The 18,572-nt window shown below is 39.4% G+C and carries 18 protein-coding genes and 1 tRNA gene; 3 read left to right on the plus strand and 16 right to left on the minus strand.

The genetic code is table 11. From position 1 onward, the window contains the following. Nucleotides 1-20: 20 nt before the first annotated feature. The 10 genes from CWB72_RS03350 to CWB72_RS03395 all read right to left on the minus strand — a co-directional run bounded on the left by CWB72_RS03350 (nt 21) and on the right by CWB72_RS03395 (nt 9,284). Complete coding sequence (locus tag CWB72_RS03350) at nt 21-1,106, minus strand: protein-glutamate methylesterase/protein-glutamine glutaminase (RefSeq protein WP_138629246.1); 1,086 nt, start codon at nt 1,104-1,106, stop codon at nt 21-23. Between the two features lie 23 nt (nt 1,107-1,129). Continuing rightward, nucleotides 1,130-1,597 (minus strand): chemotaxis protein CheD, encoded by a 468-nt coding sequence (locus CWB72_RS03355; protein ID WP_138592302.1) that lies wholly within the window; start codon nt 1,595-1,597, stop codon nt 1,130-1,132. Nucleotides 1,598-1,608: 11 nt separating this feature from the next. After that, complete coding sequence (locus CWB72_RS03360; protein WP_138629248.1) at nt 1,609-2,436, minus strand: CheR family methyltransferase; 828 nt, start codon at nt 2,434-2,436, stop codon at nt 1,609-1,611. Nucleotides 2,437-2,450: 14 nt separating this feature from the next. Then, a complete protein-coding gene (locus CWB72_RS03365) occupies nt 2,451-4,145 on the minus strand; it encodes a methyl-accepting chemotaxis protein (RefSeq protein ID WP_252371486.1) in 1,695 nt (564 codons plus the stop codon). A 39-nt stretch (nt 4,146-4,184) separates the two neighbouring features. Beyond that, a complete protein-coding gene (locus CWB72_RS03370; protein ID WP_130255210.1) occupies nt 4,185-4,688 on the minus strand; it encodes a chemotaxis protein CheW in 504 nt (167 codons plus the stop codon). An 8-nt stretch (nt 4,689-4,696) separates the two neighbouring features. Further along, entirely contained in the window at nt 4,697-6,856 is a 2,160-nt protein-coding gene (locus tag CWB72_RS03375; RefSeq protein WP_138629250.1) for a chemotaxis protein CheA, read from the minus strand. After that, nucleotides 6,846-7,184 (minus strand): STAS domain-containing protein, encoded by a 339-nt coding sequence (locus tag CWB72_RS03380; protein ID WP_130255208.1) that lies wholly within the window; start codon nt 7,182-7,184, stop codon nt 6,846-6,848. Before CWB72_RS03380 ends, CWB72_RS03375 begins: the two co-directional genes overlap by 11 nt. A 17-nt stretch (nt 7,185-7,201) precedes the next feature. Then, nucleotides 7,202-7,570 (minus strand): response regulator, encoded by a 369-nt coding sequence (locus tag CWB72_RS03385; RefSeq protein ID WP_130255207.1) that lies wholly within the window; start codon nt 7,568-7,570, stop codon nt 7,202-7,204. A gap of 42 nt (nt 7,571-7,612) precedes the next feature. Further along, entirely contained in the window at nt 7,613-8,875 is a 1,263-nt protein-coding gene (locus tag CWB72_RS03390) for a methyl-accepting chemotaxis protein (protein WP_138629252.1), read from the minus strand. Nucleotides 8,876-9,199: 324 nt separating this feature from the next. Then, a tRNA-Leu gene (locus tag CWB72_RS03395) sits at nt 9,200-9,284 on the minus strand. A gap of 241 nt (nt 9,285-9,525) precedes the next feature. Between CWB72_RS03395 and CWB72_RS03400 the strand changes: the two genes are divergently transcribed. Further along, nucleotides 9,526-10,023 carry an RDD family protein gene (locus CWB72_RS03400; protein WP_138567366.1) on the plus strand — a complete coding sequence of 166 codons (498 nt, stop codon included), beginning with the start codon at nt 9,526-9,528 and terminating at the stop codon, nt 10,021-10,023. An 85-nt stretch (nt 10,024-10,108) separates the two neighbouring features. Here the strand turns inward: CWB72_RS03400 and mdh are convergent, their stop codons facing one another. Then, nucleotides 10,109-11,050, minus strand: coding sequence for a malate dehydrogenase (gene mdh / locus CWB72_RS03405; protein ID WP_138629254.1), 942 nt, complete (start codon nt 11,048-11,050; stop codon nt 10,109-10,111). Between the two features lie 287 nt (nt 11,051-11,337). Here mdh and argR point away from each other — a divergent pair, with 287 nt between their 5' ends. Further along, complete coding sequence (gene argR, locus CWB72_RS03410) at nt 11,338-11,805, plus strand: transcriptional regulator ArgR (protein ID WP_138629255.1); 468 nt, start codon at nt 11,338-11,340, stop codon at nt 11,803-11,805. Here argR and CWB72_RS03415 read toward each other — a convergent pair. The 5 genes from CWB72_RS03415 to CWB72_RS03435 form a co-directional block, all read right to left on the minus strand. Beyond that, entirely contained in the window at nt 11,802-12,719 is a 918-nt protein-coding gene (locus CWB72_RS03415; RefSeq protein ID WP_138629257.1) for a Dyp-type peroxidase, read from the minus strand. The genes argR and CWB72_RS03415 overlap by 4 nt on opposite strands. Before the next feature lie 27 nt (nt 12,720-12,746). Continuing rightward, nucleotides 12,747-13,778 (minus strand): ABC transporter ATP-binding protein, encoded by a 1,032-nt coding sequence (locus tag CWB72_RS03420; RefSeq protein WP_130255202.1) that lies wholly within the window; start codon nt 13,776-13,778, stop codon nt 12,747-12,749. Further along, entirely contained in the window at nt 13,775-15,409 is a 1,635-nt protein-coding gene (locus tag CWB72_RS03425) for an ABC transporter permease (RefSeq protein WP_138629259.1), read from the minus strand. The genes CWB72_RS03420 and CWB72_RS03425 overlap by 4 nt, the downstream gene beginning before the upstream one ends. Further along, on the minus strand, nt 15,409-16,413 hold the full coding sequence (locus CWB72_RS03430) for a Fe(3+) ABC transporter substrate-binding protein (RefSeq protein ID WP_138629261.1): 1,005 nt from the start codon (nt 16,411-16,413) through the stop codon (nt 15,409-15,411). Before CWB72_RS03430 ends, CWB72_RS03425 begins: the two co-directional genes overlap by 1 nt. Before the next feature lie 685 nt (nt 16,414-17,098). Then, nucleotides 17,099-17,767 (minus strand): tRNA-uridine aminocarboxypropyltransferase, encoded by a 669-nt coding sequence (locus CWB72_RS03435; RefSeq protein WP_138629263.1) that lies wholly within the window; start codon nt 17,765-17,767, stop codon nt 17,099-17,101. 68 nt (nt 17,768-17,835) lie between these two features. Between CWB72_RS03435 and CWB72_RS03440 the strand changes: the two genes are divergently transcribed. Next, entirely contained in the window at nt 17,836-18,372 is a 537-nt protein-coding gene (locus CWB72_RS03440; RefSeq protein WP_138629265.1) for a GNAT family N-acetyltransferase, read from the plus strand. The last annotated feature ends 200 nt before the right edge of the window (nt 18,373-18,572 follow it).

An 18,572-nucleotide genomic window follows, 5' to 3' on the forward strand; every position in this document is an offset into this window, starting at 1 on the left:
ATAACAACCTAGCCCAAAAATTAATTAATAAACCTTGTGATATCTTTCAAGTCTACAACTTGTTGAGCAGCATTTAACTTAATAGCTTCCTTTGGCATACCAAATACCACACAAGATGCCTCATCTTGTGCCACTGTTTTACTGCCTGATTCTTTCATGGCTAATAACCCTTTTGCACCATCATTACCCATTCCTGTTAATATAATACCTGTCGCATTTTGTTTTACGTTTTTTGCAAGAGATTTAAATAACACATCAACAGATGGACAATGGCGATTAACGGCAGGACCTTCAGAAACAATCGTTATATACTGCCCACCTGACCGTTTAACTTGTAAATGTCTCCCTCCTGGTGCTATCAGTACTCGGCCTGGTATAACTCTATCTCCAGATGTCGCTTCTCTTACTTCTACCTCACATAAACCATTTAACCGCTCTGCAAAAGCAGCTGTAAATTTTTCAGGCATATGTTGAACAATCACCAAACCGGGACATGTTCGGGGCAATTTAGTTAATATTTTCTCTAGAGCAATCGTGCCACCAGTTGAAGAGCCAATACCGATAACTTTATCAGTGGTCTGGGCTAAACTGGCTAAATCTAAATCATCCACTTTGTCAGTGTCACCATTAACAAAATCCATAACATTATCGTCAGTGTGATTAGATTCAAATGATGAAGTCGGATCAGACAATGTAAATTTGTCTACTTTTGCGACTGAAGCAGCGCGAACTACAGTAATAATTTCTTTTCCAGCACTTTCTAAGAAACTCTTAACTCCCAGAGTCGGTTTACTGATAATGTCAAACGCGCCTGCAGACAGTGCAGAGACTGATAACTCTGCACCTTGTTGCGCCAAAGAAGAACAAATAATCACAGGCGTTGGTCGCTCAGCCATAATTTTCTTTAAGAAGGTAATGCCATCCATCCGTGGCATTTCTATGTCCAAAATAATTACATCAGGCCATTCCTTTTGCATTTTGCTATAAGCAAAAATAGGGTCATTTGCGACTGAACACACATCTATGTCAGGAGCTTCGTTTAGGACCGCTGATATGACTTGGCGGACAACAGCCGAGTCATCAACTATCATTACATTGATTGCCATATCTATCTCCCATTTTTATTCACTTACTGCTCTTGCTGATATCTTTTTAAATGAACATCGCCTGTCGACAAATCTAAAATTAGTGTTCGACACACTTCACCTAACACATCTTCATTCTTAGCGTTTAAACCCAGCTGCTTTAACCACTGATGAGCATAAGAAACGTTTTTTTCACCTATAGTGGAAGAACTTTCAGAATTATACATGTTGCTTCCGCCATAAATGCCAACCTCATATTCCTTTAAATCAGCATTGCACATCATCTGCTGTTTCAAAAATGCTAATGCCTGCTTACCATATTTATAATCGCCTGACTTAGTTGAGTTTGTGTTATCTTTTCTTTCTGATATTAAATAGTGGCATAAACCACCTAATTTGAGTTCTGAATGCCAAACAGTTACCGCAACGCAAGAGCCCAAGAGTGTTCTGATTCGTTTTGGCGCCTTACCGAAATACGCTTCTCCTGCCTGCAAATTAATATCTGTATTCATTTGTACAAACTTTATTCAGACTTAGAATTCAATTTATAAATAGCTGGTTTAATCAATTCAAAATTATGAGATAACCCATGCAACGTTTCAGAATGACTTATAAACAACCAACCTCCTGGTTTCAGAGTTTTTTGTAAATTATTGACAATTTTCTGTTTGGTATCGTCATCGAAATAAATCATGACATTGCGAAGAAAAATTAAGTCGACATGTTCCATATCAGCCATGCTATCAAGCAAATTAAAGTTAAAAAACACTACTTTCTTTCTCAGCTCTGGTTTGACACGTAAATAACCTTCGTATTCGTCAGTTCCTTTCATGCAATAAGCAGTGCGATACTCCGCTGGTAAGAATTTTGCTCGGTCATCAATGTATATGCCTTTTCGAGCATGTTCTAGCACACTGTTATTTACATCTGAGGCTTTTAGTTGCCAGGGCGTAATACAGTGTTTTTGGAGTGTCATAGCAATGCTATATGGCTCTTCACCTGAAGAAGCGGCAGCGCTCCACACTTTGAAGACTTTATTAGGACTAACTTGACTTAGTATTTCATCTTTTAAAAAATCAAAATGTTTTTCTTCGCGAAAAAAGAAGGTTTCATTGGTCGTAATAAGTTCCAATGCACGTTCCATTTCCTGAGCATTTTCTAACAAGTTAATGTGACGATAATACTCACCAAAACTCGATAAATTTAGAGACTTGACACGTTTGAATAGACGATGCCCAAGCATGACACGTTTATGCTTGGGTAAACTTATCCCTAATCTTGAATGTACTAAGCTCTGAAATAATAAGAACTCTTGCTCTGAAGGAACAATTTCATTGGTGCAAATAGTCATCGTCGTCAGTCAGCTTATTTATCGAAGTCTACAAACTTTTCATCATCTGAGTCACTTTCATTGCGACTCTTCCCCAATTTATTGGCCGAGTTACCCGTTGTGCTTTTAACGTTCATTCCCGCCATATTTTTAGAATCTTTATTTGATTTAATTTGTCTCTGTTTTGGTGTTAAAAACTCATCTAAAGTAAAGTAATTTACAGACTCTTGTAAGGTAACTGCTTGAATATTCATTTCTTCTGAAGTGGCACTTAGTTGTTCTGACGCTGCGGCGTTATGTTGCATAGTTTGATTCACTTGAGAAATTGCTTCATTAATTTGATGAACACCCGTAGCCTGCTCTGAAGAGGCTGCAGCAATTTCTTGAACAAGGTCTGCCGTCTTATTTATAGATGGCACCATTTCTTGTAAGGATTTACCTGCTTTGTCGGCACGAACCATACTATCTTTGGCCAGTTCACCGATTTCCTGCGCAGCCACCTGACTACGTTCTGCAAGTTTTCTCACTTCTGAAGCAACGACTGCAAACCCTTTACCATGGTCTCCAGCTCGACCAGCTTCAATTGCCGCGTTTAACGCTAATAAGTTTGTTTGATAAGCAATATCATCAATAACACTTATTTTCTCTGCAATTTTCTGCATTGCATCAACAGTTTCAGAAACCGCAGCACCGCCAGAAGAAGCCTCTTTCGCAGCTTGTTGTGCCATTCCATCTGTGATACTGGCATTTTCATTATTTTGAGAAATAGAAGCAGACATTTGCTCCATAGACGCTGAAGTTTCTTCAACACTTGCAGCTTGTACTGACGCACCTTTAGCAATAGTTTGAGCAGTAGAGTTCACCTGCGACGAGGCAGCACTCAGCGCCTCGGAAGAGCTCCTTACTTCAGTAATAATAGCTGCAAGCTCGTTTTTCATATTACTGATGCTGAGTAACAACGAACCCTTGTCGTTAGCCATTAATCTAATATCAACACTTAGATCGCCTTGTGCAACTTGATTACATACATGCGCAGCATAACTGGGTTCACCTCCGAGTGTTTTAAATAAATCCCAAAAGATAAAGCCCATAACGACCAAAACCAATAATGAACCGAAAACAATAAACGAGCTCAAAGAAGTCTCGGCTTTCTGATACTGAACCTCCATATTCTTAATTGTGTCAGTAATTACTTTCTTAAACAAAGCTTCAGTATCAGCTGCGATTTTTGTCATGCCTTTACTAGCTGGACGATCTACGCCGCGCACACTTTTATCTACCTTTTGACCAGTCAGTCGATCACGCGCATCAAAATTGGCTAATGCAGCCATATATGCGCTCTTTAAGTCAGCATGATCTTTTTTTACATTTGCTAGCTCTTCAGTATCTAAGTTTAATGACTTGCTAATTTTTAAAGCACTAGCCAAATATTCCTGTACTTTGTCTGAGTTAGCTTGAAAACGAGTGGCATATTTATCGTATTGCTTTTTCTCATTACCTCGGATCAAAACATTTTTCCACTCTTGTACTTGGATCTTGAAAATCACATGTGCATTCGTGATATAAGTTAATAACTCTACTTGCTGACTGACTGTTTTAAAATCTCTTTCTGTAGTCTCGTGGAATTCAGACAATTTACTTAATGAAATTTGCCCTAACGACAGCAAAGCGGTGATCACAACAACACCAAGAAATAACACTTTGGCTTTTAAGCTTACTTTATCTAACATGATAATTTCCTCTTGTACCCTTATGATACTTCTTTACAATTATTGCAACTCTGCCTCAACTAAACTTGCCAACTCAATTGGTGACAACGTTTTTTCTGCATCTAGTAAAATAACAAAATCATCTTTAACCTTAGCGATACCCTGAATAAATTCCGCTCGAATTTTAGCGCCAAAAGCAGGTGCATCTTCAACATCTGATAACGACAATTCAACCACTTCGTTTACGGCGTCAGCTAGTAAGCCAAGCACACAGTACTGCTCATAACCATGTAGCTCGACAACAATCACACATGTGCGTTTGTGAATGGTAATTGGCTCTCTGCCCAACCTGACAGATAGGTCAATAACTGGTAAAACTTCACCTCTGAGATTAATGACTCCAGATAAAAACTGGGGCATTAGTGGTACTTCAGTGATACCGGCATACTCTATAATTTCTCGTGTTTGATGAAGTTCCATACCAAAATGTTCTTTACCAATAGAGAAGGTCAGATATTGGCTTCGTTGAGTGGAGGTACTAAGCTGTTCTGCAACTTGACTCATGATTCCTCTTACTCCTGTGTTTTGTTAATGTGTTTCATGCGCTTGTCTTGATCAATCGCAAGCTCTATTAATTGCGGAATATCTAAAATAAAGGCAATATCTCCATTACCCAGCAGACTAGAACCACCTATACCTTTTAATGGTTTAAAAATTGGTCCTAAAGGTTTGATTACTGTTTGCACTTCACCGTGAAGACGCTCAACGGCGATGCCCGCCAAGTTACCGCCAAATTGCACAATAACTAATTCTTCTTTCGGCTGCTTTGCCATTGACGCCTGAGAAATCAACGCATTATCAGAACCACGATTTTGAGGTTGTAAGTTAAAAACATCACTCATGGTTAAATAGGGGATCATATCGCCACGTAAATTAATGCAATTGCGTTCATCAATTTCAACATGACTTGCTAAGTCAAGGCATTCAATGATAGTTGCTTGTGGAATAATAAAATGAGTGCCACTACACTCGACGTGAAAACCATCGATGATCGCCAAAGTCAGCGGTAAACTAATACGAAACTCCGACCCTTTTCCTGCCTCACTTAGAATCTCAATGCTTCCCTGTAGTGCCTCCACATTACGCTTAACGACATCCATACCTACACCGCGTCCCGATAGATTAGTAACTTGTGCGGCGGTTGAAAAACCAGGATGAAAAATCAAATGAAAAAGTTCATGATCACTTAACTCTGTGTGCTGAAAAATTATGCCTTTTTCGATCGCTTTTAATCGAACTCCCTCTTTATTAATCCCCTTACCATCATCACTGATTGCAATAACAATATGTCCTGATTCATGGTAAGCTTTTAATATCAATTCACCTTTAGGAGACTTACCCGAAGCTATTCGCTCTTCAACAGATTCGATCCCATGATCCATTGCGTTTCTAACAATATGCGTTAGAGGATCGGCTATTTTCTCTACCATTAAACGATCTAATTCAGTTTCAGAACCTATGATTGTTAAACCAATGTTCTTTCCTAATTCTTGTGCTGTGTCTCTTACTATTCGTTTGAAGCGCTGAAAAGTCCCGCCTATAGGGATCATTCGTAAATTTAATGCGGCATCACGAATTTGCTCTGTAAAACTCTCGAAGTCATCAACCGCCTCTATAAGTGTTGTATTTCTAGTTTTACCTGCGAGTAAATCGACACGCTGCTGATTAATCACCAATTCACCAATTAAATTGATCAAGTGATCTAGTCGATCTGAATCAATTCTAATTTGCTTACTGGGCGCCGTTTGTTTTATGGGGTTATTTGACGTAGGTTTTTCTGCTAAGTTTATCGGTTTAGTTGATATCTCGGTTAAAGTCGCATTATCTTCAACCTCAGTGTGTTTTTCGTCGAGTGATTTATATGTGCCACATTCTTTGAGTACTTGAATTAAATACTTATTGTCTTCCGGTAATTGTTCTATTAGATCAGCAAAGTCTTTACCTGATGCATTGGGTGGCAAGATTACGATGTGAGAATCGTCTTGGACAAACATAAAAGTGTTCTCAATTTCTTCTTTGTTTGACGCTGACTCTAAAGCTATTTCGTAAGCAAAGTAGAGTTGCTCTGGGTCTAATTTAACCAATTTAGGTACTTTATCAGTGAGACAAACAATTCGGTGGATCACACCAAGCGTTGATAAAAAACGAATGAAAGACATGGGGTCCATGCCGTTTTTTAAACAATCTTCAGATAAGCGAAGTGAAATATGCCAAAACCCATCAGTTTCAGTGCTTGACTTACCTTCTACTTTATTTTCATTTATTGGCTCAAGTGATGCTTGTTCATCGGCCCAAGGTAATAGTTGCTCAATTAGTAATTGGCCTTTTTTTTGAACTTCAACTTGCTGCTTATACTCATCAATAGACAAAGCAACAATGGTTACCATGTGGTCTCTGCATTTGAACAACAAATCTATTAGCGGTTTTTCAATGACTATCTTTTCATCACGTGCTCTATCTAGAACGTTTTCAACCACATGCGTAAAATCAACTATGTGAGTTAGTCCAAATATACCAGCAGACCCTTTTATAGTATGAGCTGAGCGAAAAATATCATTGAGTATATCGTTATTGATATTACCGTCATCCATTTGCAAAAGGTTGTTATCCATTAGCTCTAAATGCTCTTGAGCTTCAACGTAAAATGTTTCTAATGCAGCATCAAGAGACATATTCTACTCCTAGCGAAGATTGCACCTCGTAATTCATTAAAAACTTTAGGTCAAATAACTCACTAAACTCCTTAACAGGTTCGCTGGTACTACTAACTTGATATTGACTGCCTTGCTCTAATAAAGATTTAATGATGGAGGTAATAAGCTGTATACCAGCAGTATCAATCTCTTCTATTTTATCTAGCTTAAAAACTACTAACTGCTTAAAAGTGAATGTCTCGAAGTGCTGTTGATAGGCTTCCATAACAGAGTATATTGTTAGCCCTCCTGCGAAGGAGATTTCAGTAGAATTGTTTCTTTTTTGAGTCACTTTTATGGAAGCCATGGACTGATTTCCTTTTGTTAAGGTAAAACCAACATCGACACTGCTTGAAGCATTTTTGCGGGCTCAAAGGGTTTAACTATCCAGGCTTTTGCACCTGCTGCTTGCCCTTGTCTTTTTTTCTCTTCGGCCCCCTCTGTTGTTAGCATAATAATGGGCGTAAATTTATAATTAGCCATCTGTTTAACTTCTTTAACCATACTAATGCCGTCCATATTTGGCATATTGACGTCTGATATAATTAAATGAATTTTTTTGCCATCAAGCTTAGCAATACCGTCTCTACCATCAATAGCTTCAATCACATTGTAACCAGCCCCTTTTAGCGTCATTGATACCACCTGACGAACACTGGCTGAATCATCAACAATCAAAATATTTTTGCTCATTAAACTCACCCTTTCATATTGATTACTGGCATTATTAACTTACTAAAAAAATGTAATCTCCGATTTCTCAGCTTGCTTCGTTTCTGCTGATTGATCTTCATGCATCTGTACTTGTTCAACCGTTGTATAAGTGCTCTTAAAATCACTTAGCCATTGCTTGGAATTAATCTCTTCAACAGCAGAACCTGCTGATATGTCATTTAAAGCCTGCGAAATTTTGGGGGAGAATTTATTCATATTGATATGAATTTGATCGAGCATTTGACTTACGCGGTCTTGAAATTGTAGTGAGACAATTACTTCTTCTATTGAAGACTTAACCATGCGACTTTCTTCTTCCAAATGCCCTGCAGATTCGATGATTTTCATGCCTGAGTCTCGATATTGGTTAATGACCTCTTCAATTACATTTTCAGCATTCTCTATAAGCTTGACATCTTGTTTAGTAAATTTTTGAGTTTTCTCTAACGTACTGAATAATGTGGAATTTACTTGACCTATTCTCTCAGTGATACGGGTGCCCGTTTCACCAGAACGAGTTGACAGCGTTCTCACTTCATCCGCTACAACAGCAAAACCTCTACCCGCCTCTCCAGCTCGAGCTGCTTCAATGGCAGCATTTAATGCTAACAAGTTCGTTTGAGAAGCAATACCTGCTACCTCATCACCCATGTGAGAAAGCTCCTCTGCAATAGAAGTCAGATTATTTATCTCACTGAGCAACTCGTCTCGCCCAGACATAGCTTCATTTAAGGAAAGAAGTATTTGATTTAGCCTTTTGTCCGCGCGATCAATGATATGAGTTAAACCTGTTTCACTGTGCATGTCCCCTGATGTAGCTTGAGAGGCCTCTATCGCTACCTCAAGTTTATTGCGTATATCAGCAAAGGTAGCAGCTAAATCATTTACTGAATTATCTCCTTGAAAACGAGCTAACTCTAGCTGTTTTGCCCAAACGGGTATCAGCTCTTCAACCCATTGTAAATACTGTTTTAGGTCATCACTAGATTGTGAACTTGGGCTTGTAGAAGTCGCTTTTTCTGCTAATTCGTTTTGAAGCTGAGTTAGACTTGATTGGTGCAACTTAAAAATCGCGGTAGCTGAAACTAGGCATATAGCAAAAAGAATCAACGATATGAGATTGGATAAAGGGCTCGCTATCCATAAAATCAGAATACAGGCTAACATTATGGCCAACCCAGCGGCTGTAAATCGTGTTTCTTTTTGCATGTTTTCTCCGTTTAAGAAGCAATACAACGATTTAAATATAGGATATATTTTTAAAAATGACAGCGAGATATTCATAATTTATCAATACCCTCACCTGATTATTTTAAAAATCTTTTTATAAGAAAATATGCTTTACTTTTATGAGTATAGATTGAAGAAGTAAACTTTTTTAAAGATTGAAACAAGGTTATAAAGTCTATTGCTTTGATAATCTCATATCTATTAGTCATCAAGATAAGGTCATTACAATGGCACTGAATCCAATTTCTTTATCACAGTTCATGTGATTTATTCTATCGGAATTTGGTATCTAAAAGGAGGGAAAAGGATAGTAATAATTAGAGTAAGGGATGAATTTTTGGAATTGCTTTTTCTACTCTTTCTCACTTAAAAAATAGATGGTACCAGTGGGCGGACTCGAACCGCCACGCATTGCTGCGGGGGATTTTGAATCCCCTATGTCTACCAATTCCATCACACTGGCTTAATTTTTCTAAAAAAGAAAATAAAGATAAATAACTATGAGGTAGAGCTTTTATTTACATGCTCTAATCTCTGTACGAAACACTATACAAACATACCTATAGAGGAGCAAGCAATTTTTTGGTCACTTAATTTAACTGCTGATAATTTAATCGCTTAACTTTTATAACCTGCAATTTCGCCATTTTCACTGGCTTTGTGTAAAATAGCTTAACTATTTACTTATTTAAGTGTTGGCTATCATGTCTGAATTTCCTCGCGCTGGATTAATGCGCCGACTTGCCTCTTTGATGTATGACGGACTTGTGGTTATCGCGTTCGCAATGCTGACGACCGTTGCTTACTTACTCATTATTCAGGGCTTTATTTCATTAGGTATGATTTCATTAGGAGATCATGAAGACGTATCTGCACTTATTCAGTCTACCCCCCTACTCTATGGACTACGTAGCGTTTTATTAGTTTTAGTTAGCATGGTTTTCTTCAGCTATTTCTGGACTAAAAGCGGCCAAACGATTGGTATGCGAGCATGGCGCCTAAAGGTGCAAACGCCTGATGGTAAATTATTATCTTGGCCAAAAGCGATGGCACGCAGTTTATTCGCTTTATTGGGCTTGGGTAACTTATTAGTGCTGGTTGATTTTAAACAAAAACGAGCATTACAAGATATGATCTGTGGCACAGAAGTCTTATTACTTAGCAAGGAAGAGAATAAGCGGGTGTATAACAGTTTGGATTAACACGCTCCTTTTTGTGTTTAACAAGTATAAAGTTACTCATAATAAAAAACCCGCCTAAAGCGGGTTTTTTGTTTCATAATTTCAATTATTGTGCAGCCATGAAATCGATACCTTCTTGGATATCTTTGTTTAGTGTTTCTAGCATGTCGTTCTTCGCTTTTTCTTCGAACGCGCTTAGCTCGCCGTAAGAAAGAATTTCTTCAACACCGCTAGTACCTAAACGTACTGGGTGTGCGAAGTATGCTGCATCGCCGTTCTCAACAGCAACGTATGCGTAGTCAACAACATTTTGCTCGCCTTGAAGACCTTTGACTAGTGAGAAGCAGAAACGAGCTGCTGCTGCGCCCATTGAAAGTGTCGCTGAACCGCCACCTGCTTTAGCGTTAACAACTTCAGTACCCGCGTTTTGGATACGTGGTGTAAGTGCTGCAACTTCTTCTTCAGTGAACTCAACACCTTCAACTTGAGAAAGTAGAGGAAGAATAGTAGTACCTGAGTGACCACCAATTACTGGTACTTTAACTTCAGATACGTCAACACCTTTCAGTTCAGCAACAAATGCTTCTGAACGAATAACGTCTAGCGTAGTTACACCGAATACACGTGAAGCTTCATAAGTACCCGCTTTTTTGAATACTTCAGCAACGATTGGCACAGTGCCGTTTACTGGGTTAGTGATAACACCAACTAGTGCTTTAGGACAGTTACGTACGATACCTTCAGCAAGTGTTTTGATGATACCAGCGTTAACATTGAAAAGATCTGCACGGTCCATACCTGGCTTACGAGGCATACCAGCTGGGATAAGAACAATGTCAGCACCCGCTAGCGCTGCGTCAAGATCATCTGCACCAAAACCTGCAACTTTAACTGCAGTAGGGATGTGAGATAGGTCTACAGCAACACCAGGAACAACTGGCGCTACGTCGTATAGAGATAGCTCAGAACCTGCAGGAAGGCCATTTTTAAGAAGTAAAGATAGAGCTTGACCGATACCGCCAGCGGCACCTAATACAGCAACTTTCATGTGGAATTCTCCATAATTTGAAGGTGGAATTGTGTGTGCTGTAAAGATAATGAAAAGTGCAGGTAAAAACAAATTTATCGACGCTATTTTACAGTTTTTTTCGACTATAGTTGTAAAATATCGCTTTCAGTATGCAACCTGCCTTTACAGTTCAAAATACTCTCTTTTCTGATTTGATCAAACCAAATAAGTCTTGCAATCAATTCATGTGATTTTTTTAATGCAAAGTTGGGTCTAGATTAAGAATTGTGTAAAATCTAAGTAATGTTTACTAAACGAGTTCTATTATGCAAGCAAACGAAAAGCAAGAAGCGCTGATAAAAGCATTCAAAGCCCTATTAAAAGAAGAAAACTTTGGCTCGCAAGGTGAAATTGTCGACGCCTTAAAAGATCAAGGCTTTGATAATGTGAGTCAGAGTAAAGTATCGCGCATGCTGAGTAAGTTTGGTGCAGTCAGAACTCGAAACGCTAAACAAGAAATGGTTTATTGCCTACCCGCTGAAATGGGCGTGCCAACAGCCAAAAGCCCTCTTCGACAGCTAGTCATTGATATCATGCACAACGAAATGATGATCATTATTCGCACCAGTCCCGGTGCTGCGCAACTTATTGCTCGCTTACTTGACTCATTAGGCACTGCGGATGGTGTACTAGGCACGATTGCTGGTGATGACACTATTTTTATTGCACCAGCAAAAGTATCTGAAATTGACGCGACATTAGAGAAAGTAAAAACTTTATTTGATAACGTTTAACTTTCAGCTATTTGCGCCATATTTTGCAGAAACTGCACGGATGGCGCAAAAAACGCTGCCCCCATGTCAGCCTGACAATAATCTAACCATGCATCGTAATGCTGCTCGTTTCCTACTCGTGTAGTTAACAGCTTTTGAAATGCATCGCCCTTCGCAGCACAACTCACCCACAAAGATCCCTGCTCAAACACATCTCCGAACGGCATGCTTTGCTCAAGCAACAGTGGTAAGTTGTCTTCATTTTTAAGCTCTGATAGAGCTGCGTGATTATTGGACAAAGGAATCTCTAGCTTTTTATTTTCTAAACGAGAGCGACCCATGATGGCTTCTTGGTCATTCAGGCTTAATTGTTGCCAACGGTTTAAATCAAACTTGACTCGCTGTACATGAATATAGCTGCCTTGATCTTCAAAGCTTTCATTATTTTGCACTAATGCCACTTGACGCTTGAAACGCCCATGAGGCGTATTAGCGCCATAAATAAAGCCGTTAAAGTCTCGACCGTCTAAGAACCGGAAAGTACGAATATGTGCGACCAATTCTACTTTGCCTGCCAACATATGCCTGACACTTTGTGCAAATAGATGATTCACATCTTCTCTGTCAGATCGGATCACATACAACAAATCAAATGGTTGAGTGTGCATTAGGTGCTCATGAGAGCGAATATGCGGAAAGCTTTTTAACTCTTTAGGAATACATTCAGGATATATATGCGGCCAGTATTGTGCCCCAATGGCCACAAAGCTAGATACCATAGACTCAGAGAAACGGTCGCTCAATTCTGACTGTAAGCGTTCACATTGCCCTAATGCTGCTCTAACGGCTTCATCTTGACCATCGAGTACATTAAAAAACAAATGTAGTCCATGCAGATTTGCCTCTGCACACACTCCTGACTGCGGCTGAGCCATGGCACCCCAAGTTATAATAAGTAATGACTATGAAAAGAAATTTACCGCATGTGGCTTAATTTTAAAAGTCACTGGCTCATTAATATTCAGGGCATGTTCACTTTCGACTGGCACTTCGATGATTTGCTCTGCCACTTTTATTTGATAAATAAACTCAGTGCCGATAAAGCGCGATTGCAGAATTTCGACGTCATTCGTCTCGCCATTTTCTAGCTGTATATGAGCTGGTCGAATATAAATTTGCCCAGAGCCTTGCGCATTCCCACACACTTTTGTCGAAGTAAGTTTACCAAATGAAGTTGTGAACTCGCATTTATCTTCAGCCTGCGCTGGAATATAAATGCCCTGCCCTAAAAATTCTGCTACTTCTTTACAAGCTGGCTGTTCAAATAGCGTTTTGGCATCGCCTAATTGGGCAATTTTACCTTTGTGCATCACAGCCAGTTTATCTGCAAAAGCAAAGGCTTCTTCTTTTGAGTGACTAACAAAGATAGCCGAAACCTTTTGATCTTTTATGATCTGTCGAATGTCATTGATAAGTTGGAAGCGCACTTGCGCATCAATATTCGAAAAAGGCTCATCAAGCAATAACAAATTAGGTTTATAAGCAAGCGCTCTCGCAATGGCCACTCGTTGTTGCTGACCACCTGAAAGCTCATGAGGGTAACGCTGTGCAAACTCAGATAAATGCACAAGCTCCAACATTTCATTTATACGTGCTTGTTTGTCAGCCTTATTAAACTTGCTAAGGCCAAACGCGATATTTTGAGCAACCGTTAAGTGAGGAAATAACGCATAATCCTGAAACATCATACCAATATTGCGATGCTGTGGCGCTGTAAACTGCGTGTTGTCGCTCATGGTTTTACCATGAATAACAATTTGACCTTGCTGAGGCGTTAATAAGCCTGCGACAGCCTTTAGAGTAGTAGTTTTACCACAGCCACTGGCCCCCAATAAGCAAACAATTTCATTTTCGGCGACTTCTAAATCTAAATTTTCAATCACTTTTTGGCCATCATATTGATAGCTTAAGTTTTTTAAAGACAAACTACTCATGAATTGTGCTGCTCCATTGAGCGATTAACAAAATACAAAGGCACTAAGCCAACAAGAACAATAAATAATGCCGAGATGGACGCAAGCTCTAACTGCTCGTCACTGACATATTGGAATACATGCGTTGCCAAGGTTTCAAAATTGAAAGGGCGAAGCAATAAGGCAGCTGGAAGCTCTTTCATACATTCGATAAACACCAATAACCCTGCGGTTAAAATACCCCCGCGTAAAAGTGGGATATGCACACTACTTAGCATTTGCGCAAAATTCCTACCCATACTTTGGCTGGCCATATCAAGCGACGGACTAATTCGTACATAGCTAGCTTCAACAGCGCCTTGAGCAATGGCATAAAAACGCACCACATACGCAAATACCATGGCAAAAATGGTACCGCTAAATAGTAGCCCAGGTTCAAATGTGGTGCCTTCTAACCAGTCATTTAGCTTAGTATCAAGCAAAGTAAGCGGCAGTAAAACTGCAATCGCTAATACTGTCCCTGGTAGTGCATAACCTGTGCTTGATACACGCCCTGGCAAGGCCTTAGACTTTTGTTTACCAATGCGCTGATAAAACAACACGATAATACTTAACGCGATTGCAATAACGCTTACCCATAAAGAAATCTTCAAGCTTTGCCAAGCATATAAGAAAAACTCAGAGTTCCATGCTTGATCGAAATAATCTATTGAATAACTAACGAGCACACCAACCGGTAAAGCAAAAGCAAAAAACAACACTACAATACAGTAGATACTGGCTAGCCATGCATACTTTCCTGATAGCACATATAAATGCGTGTCATTTACGGCACTTTGTCTTTCATGCACTGTGGTATTTTTACGGCTGATTTTTTCTAGTGTGATGGCCACAAATAAGAACAACAACATGATCCCAGAAATTTTCGCAGCCGCGGTTAGAGAATAATAGCCGAGCCAAGTATCATACACGGCAGTTGTAAGTGTGCTGACTGCAAAGTAATGCACTGTAGCAAAATCAGCCATGGTTTCCATACTGATCAACGCTAGCGCTGCGACAATCGCGCCCCTTGCAAGGGGTAAACTCACTTTGAAGAAGCTTTGCAATGGGCTCATACCCATTAGCTGACTTGCTTGTAATAACTTAAATGACTGCTCGCGCAAAGCAGTTTTAAAAATAAGGTAGAGGTAAGGGTATAACACCAATGCAATCATCACGATTGCACCGCCTAATGTACGAATATCAAAAAACCAATAATCATCCGGCGATTGCCAGCCAAACCACTCTCTTAAAGCTATTTGTACTGGGCCTGCATAATCAAATAAATCGGTATAAACGTAGGCAATAATATAGGTTGGCATTGCTAAAGGTAGCATCAGCGCCCATTCGAAGTATTTTTTACCGGGAAATTGACAATAAGCGGTAAGCCAGCCGAGCGGTAAAGCAATTAAGCAACTTAAGAGGAGCACGCCGGCAATAAGTACTAGGGTGTTATAAATATAATCCCAAAGCACGGTATCCCACAGGTGGGTAAAAACGTCAGAGTCGCCTTGCAGCGACTCGAAGATTAAAAATGCCAGTGGTGCTGATAAGCAAACGCCTATCAGCCAAGCAAAAACCTGCCATTTAGACAGAGAAAGTAATGATTGCATTAAAGATCAAATTTTACCTCATCGATTAGCTTAAGTGCTAAAGGACGGTATTTACTAATTTCTGACAATGGTAAGTTGTCTTCCTTAAACTCACCCCAAGATGCCACAAGTTCAGAAAGCGCTACACCCGGTTTAACTGGATATTCCATATTCATAGACGCATACATATTTTGCGCCTTATTGTCTGTCATAAACTCGATAAGTTTCAAGGCGTTTTCTTTATTTTTCGAATATTTCGTTAGTACAACACCCGAAACATTTAAATGAGCGCCTCGGTTTGTTTGATTCGGGAAATTGATATAAACAGAATCAGCCCACGGCTTTTGCTTTTCATCTTGCAGCATCTTGCCAAAGTAATAGCTATTACCCAATGCAAGATCACACAGGCCCTCTTTTACTGCTTTAACTTGTGCTCTGTCATTACCTTGTGGTTTTCTGGCTAAGTTTGCTTTAACCCCTTCAAGCCATGATTTGGTTTCCGCCTCACCATGATGTGCGACCATAGATGCAACTAATCCTAGGTTATAAGGGTGCTTACCAGAGCGAGTACAAATTTTTCCTTTATACTTTACATCAGCTAATTCTTCATAAGTTAGCGCATCTAATTTACCTAAACGCTCTTTAGATGAATATACGTTACGCACACGTTTAGTCAGTGCAACCCACTGACCTTCTGGGTCGCGAAAGCTCGCAGGTACGTTTTTGGTCACAACGTCGCTCTTAATCGGCTGGGTTAGTTCCATCGACTCTAATTGCATTAAAGCACTGAAGTTTGATGTTAAAACCACATCAGCACGGCTATGCTTTCCTTCACGTTTAACTCTTTCAATTAACCCTTTTTTTGCAAAAACCACATTCGTCTTAATGCCTGTTTGCTTGGTAAAATCATCAAGAATAGGTTGAATTAAAAAAGGCTGACGGAAAGAATAAATGTTGATTTCTTCGGCTGCCATAGCAGGCAAACACGTGACAGTTGAGAGTAGAATAGCCAATGCTTTTTTCATAAGGCCTCCAAAGCCAAACAATAATTATTATCAACTAATTTTAACTATTCTATTTTTAAAGTACACCCTTTTGCTGATCAAAAACTGTAACTAGATTTTCTATTAATGCCTAATTTGCAATTGGTTATGTAAGAGATCTCTCACTTTAAGTGTCGCTTTTAAGTAAATAGCAGCTCAACTCAACAGTAAATTTAAAAATAAACATTATTTATCATGGGTTTGTGCACCATCCACCAAATCAACTTTTCAAATAATTAAATTTCTAACCTTTTATTACTTCGTCACTCCATTAAACTTTTTGTATCTTTTAGGAAGCCATTGACGGCTGTAAATCACATGATGTGTAATGGACAGTAATAGTTAATTATTGCCAAATACGGTTTAATTAACCTATGGAACAACAGGATGCGCGCTCAAGGTGAGCCATACAGAGTATATATAGGATTAGTGGAGCCATGATGGCAAAGCTCATTATGGATAATGGCAGGAAGCTCGGATAAGGGCATATGGATGTTTGGCATGAGGCCAATGAAGGACACTACAGGAAGTAATACTCGCAAATCACAAAAAAGCGAGTGAAGGGACATTGATTGCATGGAGCTGATCAGCTCAAAACCAAAGCAGGATGCTTAGAAGATTCCGTCAGCGCGGCTCATAGAGCCGCGCTTCTTCGTTATATACTTCATTAACTTTTGCTTCTTTTACCTTTTAAATACGCATCTCTAAAATCAATAAAGTGAGCTGTTAATTTTTCTGCAGCAGAGCTTTCTCCTGCTTCAGCTAACACGACACACGCAACTTCTGCTGTACCTAGCTGATGAGCATGCGGAGCAACTCTGAGTTTATAATCTGATAGAGAGTCTGGGGACACAGAAAGCACCGGGAAAGTATCTAAATACTCACTCTTTCTAAACATTTTTTTCGCTTCGCGCCATGTACCATCTAAAAAAATAAACAATGGTTTTTTAGAATCAATTCTTTCAACCTTAGTAATAACGCGTTCAGGCTCTGCGCTATCAGCGGGGAAAACAACAATAGGTTGATAGCTTGAATCTTTTAGAAGCGATAGCAATGCTTCATCTGGCTCAGTCCTATCCCAGCGAAAAGCATGATTATCAGGCACTACATCTGCGATTAAACGACCCGTATTCGAGGGCTTGAAGCTTTCATTGTGATACATTAATAGACATACTGCACTCTGACAGTCTTCGGCAACTTCTAGATTGTCACAGATGCACAAGTGTTCAGAAAGCAAACAAGACTCACAACGAGATAACTTTGAACCGCGTGCTTTAAACTCTCGCTTGGCCGCAGCTATTTGCTTTTGACGTAGAACTAATACTGAATTTTTCACTAATACCCCTTAGATTATAAGCCTCATATTGTAATAAACTAAGCGCATAATAGCAGTAAGGAACTCAAATGAAGATACAAAACTCGCAAAGATTACGTTATCGACTTATGGATAAAAATGATGCCGATTTACTATTCGAATTAGACCAAGATCCTGCGGTCATGAAATATTTAACGCATGGTAAGCCTAATTCAATGAAGACAATTAGAGAGGTTTTCATTCCTCGTTTAGAGCAGTTCACAAATTTAGAAAAAGGTTGGGGCTTATGGCAAGTAAATACCCTAGAAGAGGACCTGTTCATTGGCTGGATATTAGTTCGTCCGATGGGCTTTTTTACAAGTCAACGTAACGACTGTAATTTGGAGCTGGGCTGGCGCTTTAAGCAAATTAGTTGGGGCAAGGGCTATGCCACTGAAGCTGCTCAACATATTGCTAATACTCTCGTAACTGACAACACATATACCACTTTTTCTGCTGAGGCCCTTGAAGGCAATTTAGGCTCTATAAATATTATGAAGAAGCTGGGTATGCGCTATATAAAGCATTTTATTCATCAAGATGATCAAGGTCAGCATAGCGCCGTGCTTTACTCTAAAGAATTGTAAGCTTTCCGACGCGAAGTAAATTAACTATCGCAGAGGAAGGAATACTTGATTCAGAGTGAGCCTCAGACCGTCTGCTTAATAAGCACAGTAGGTATATAAGTTTCAGGCATAAAAAACCGACACTCAACGGTCACTTCTCACATAAAAACTCTGATGTGGCGAACGCGGGACTTGCTTTATGGAGAGTGAACCTCCGAGAT

It is taken from the genome of Pseudoalteromonas phenolica (assembly GCF_005886345.1).
GTDB classification, from domain to species: Bacteria; Pseudomonadota; Gammaproteobacteria; order Enterobacterales; family Alteromonadaceae; genus Pseudoalteromonas; species Pseudoalteromonas phenolica_A.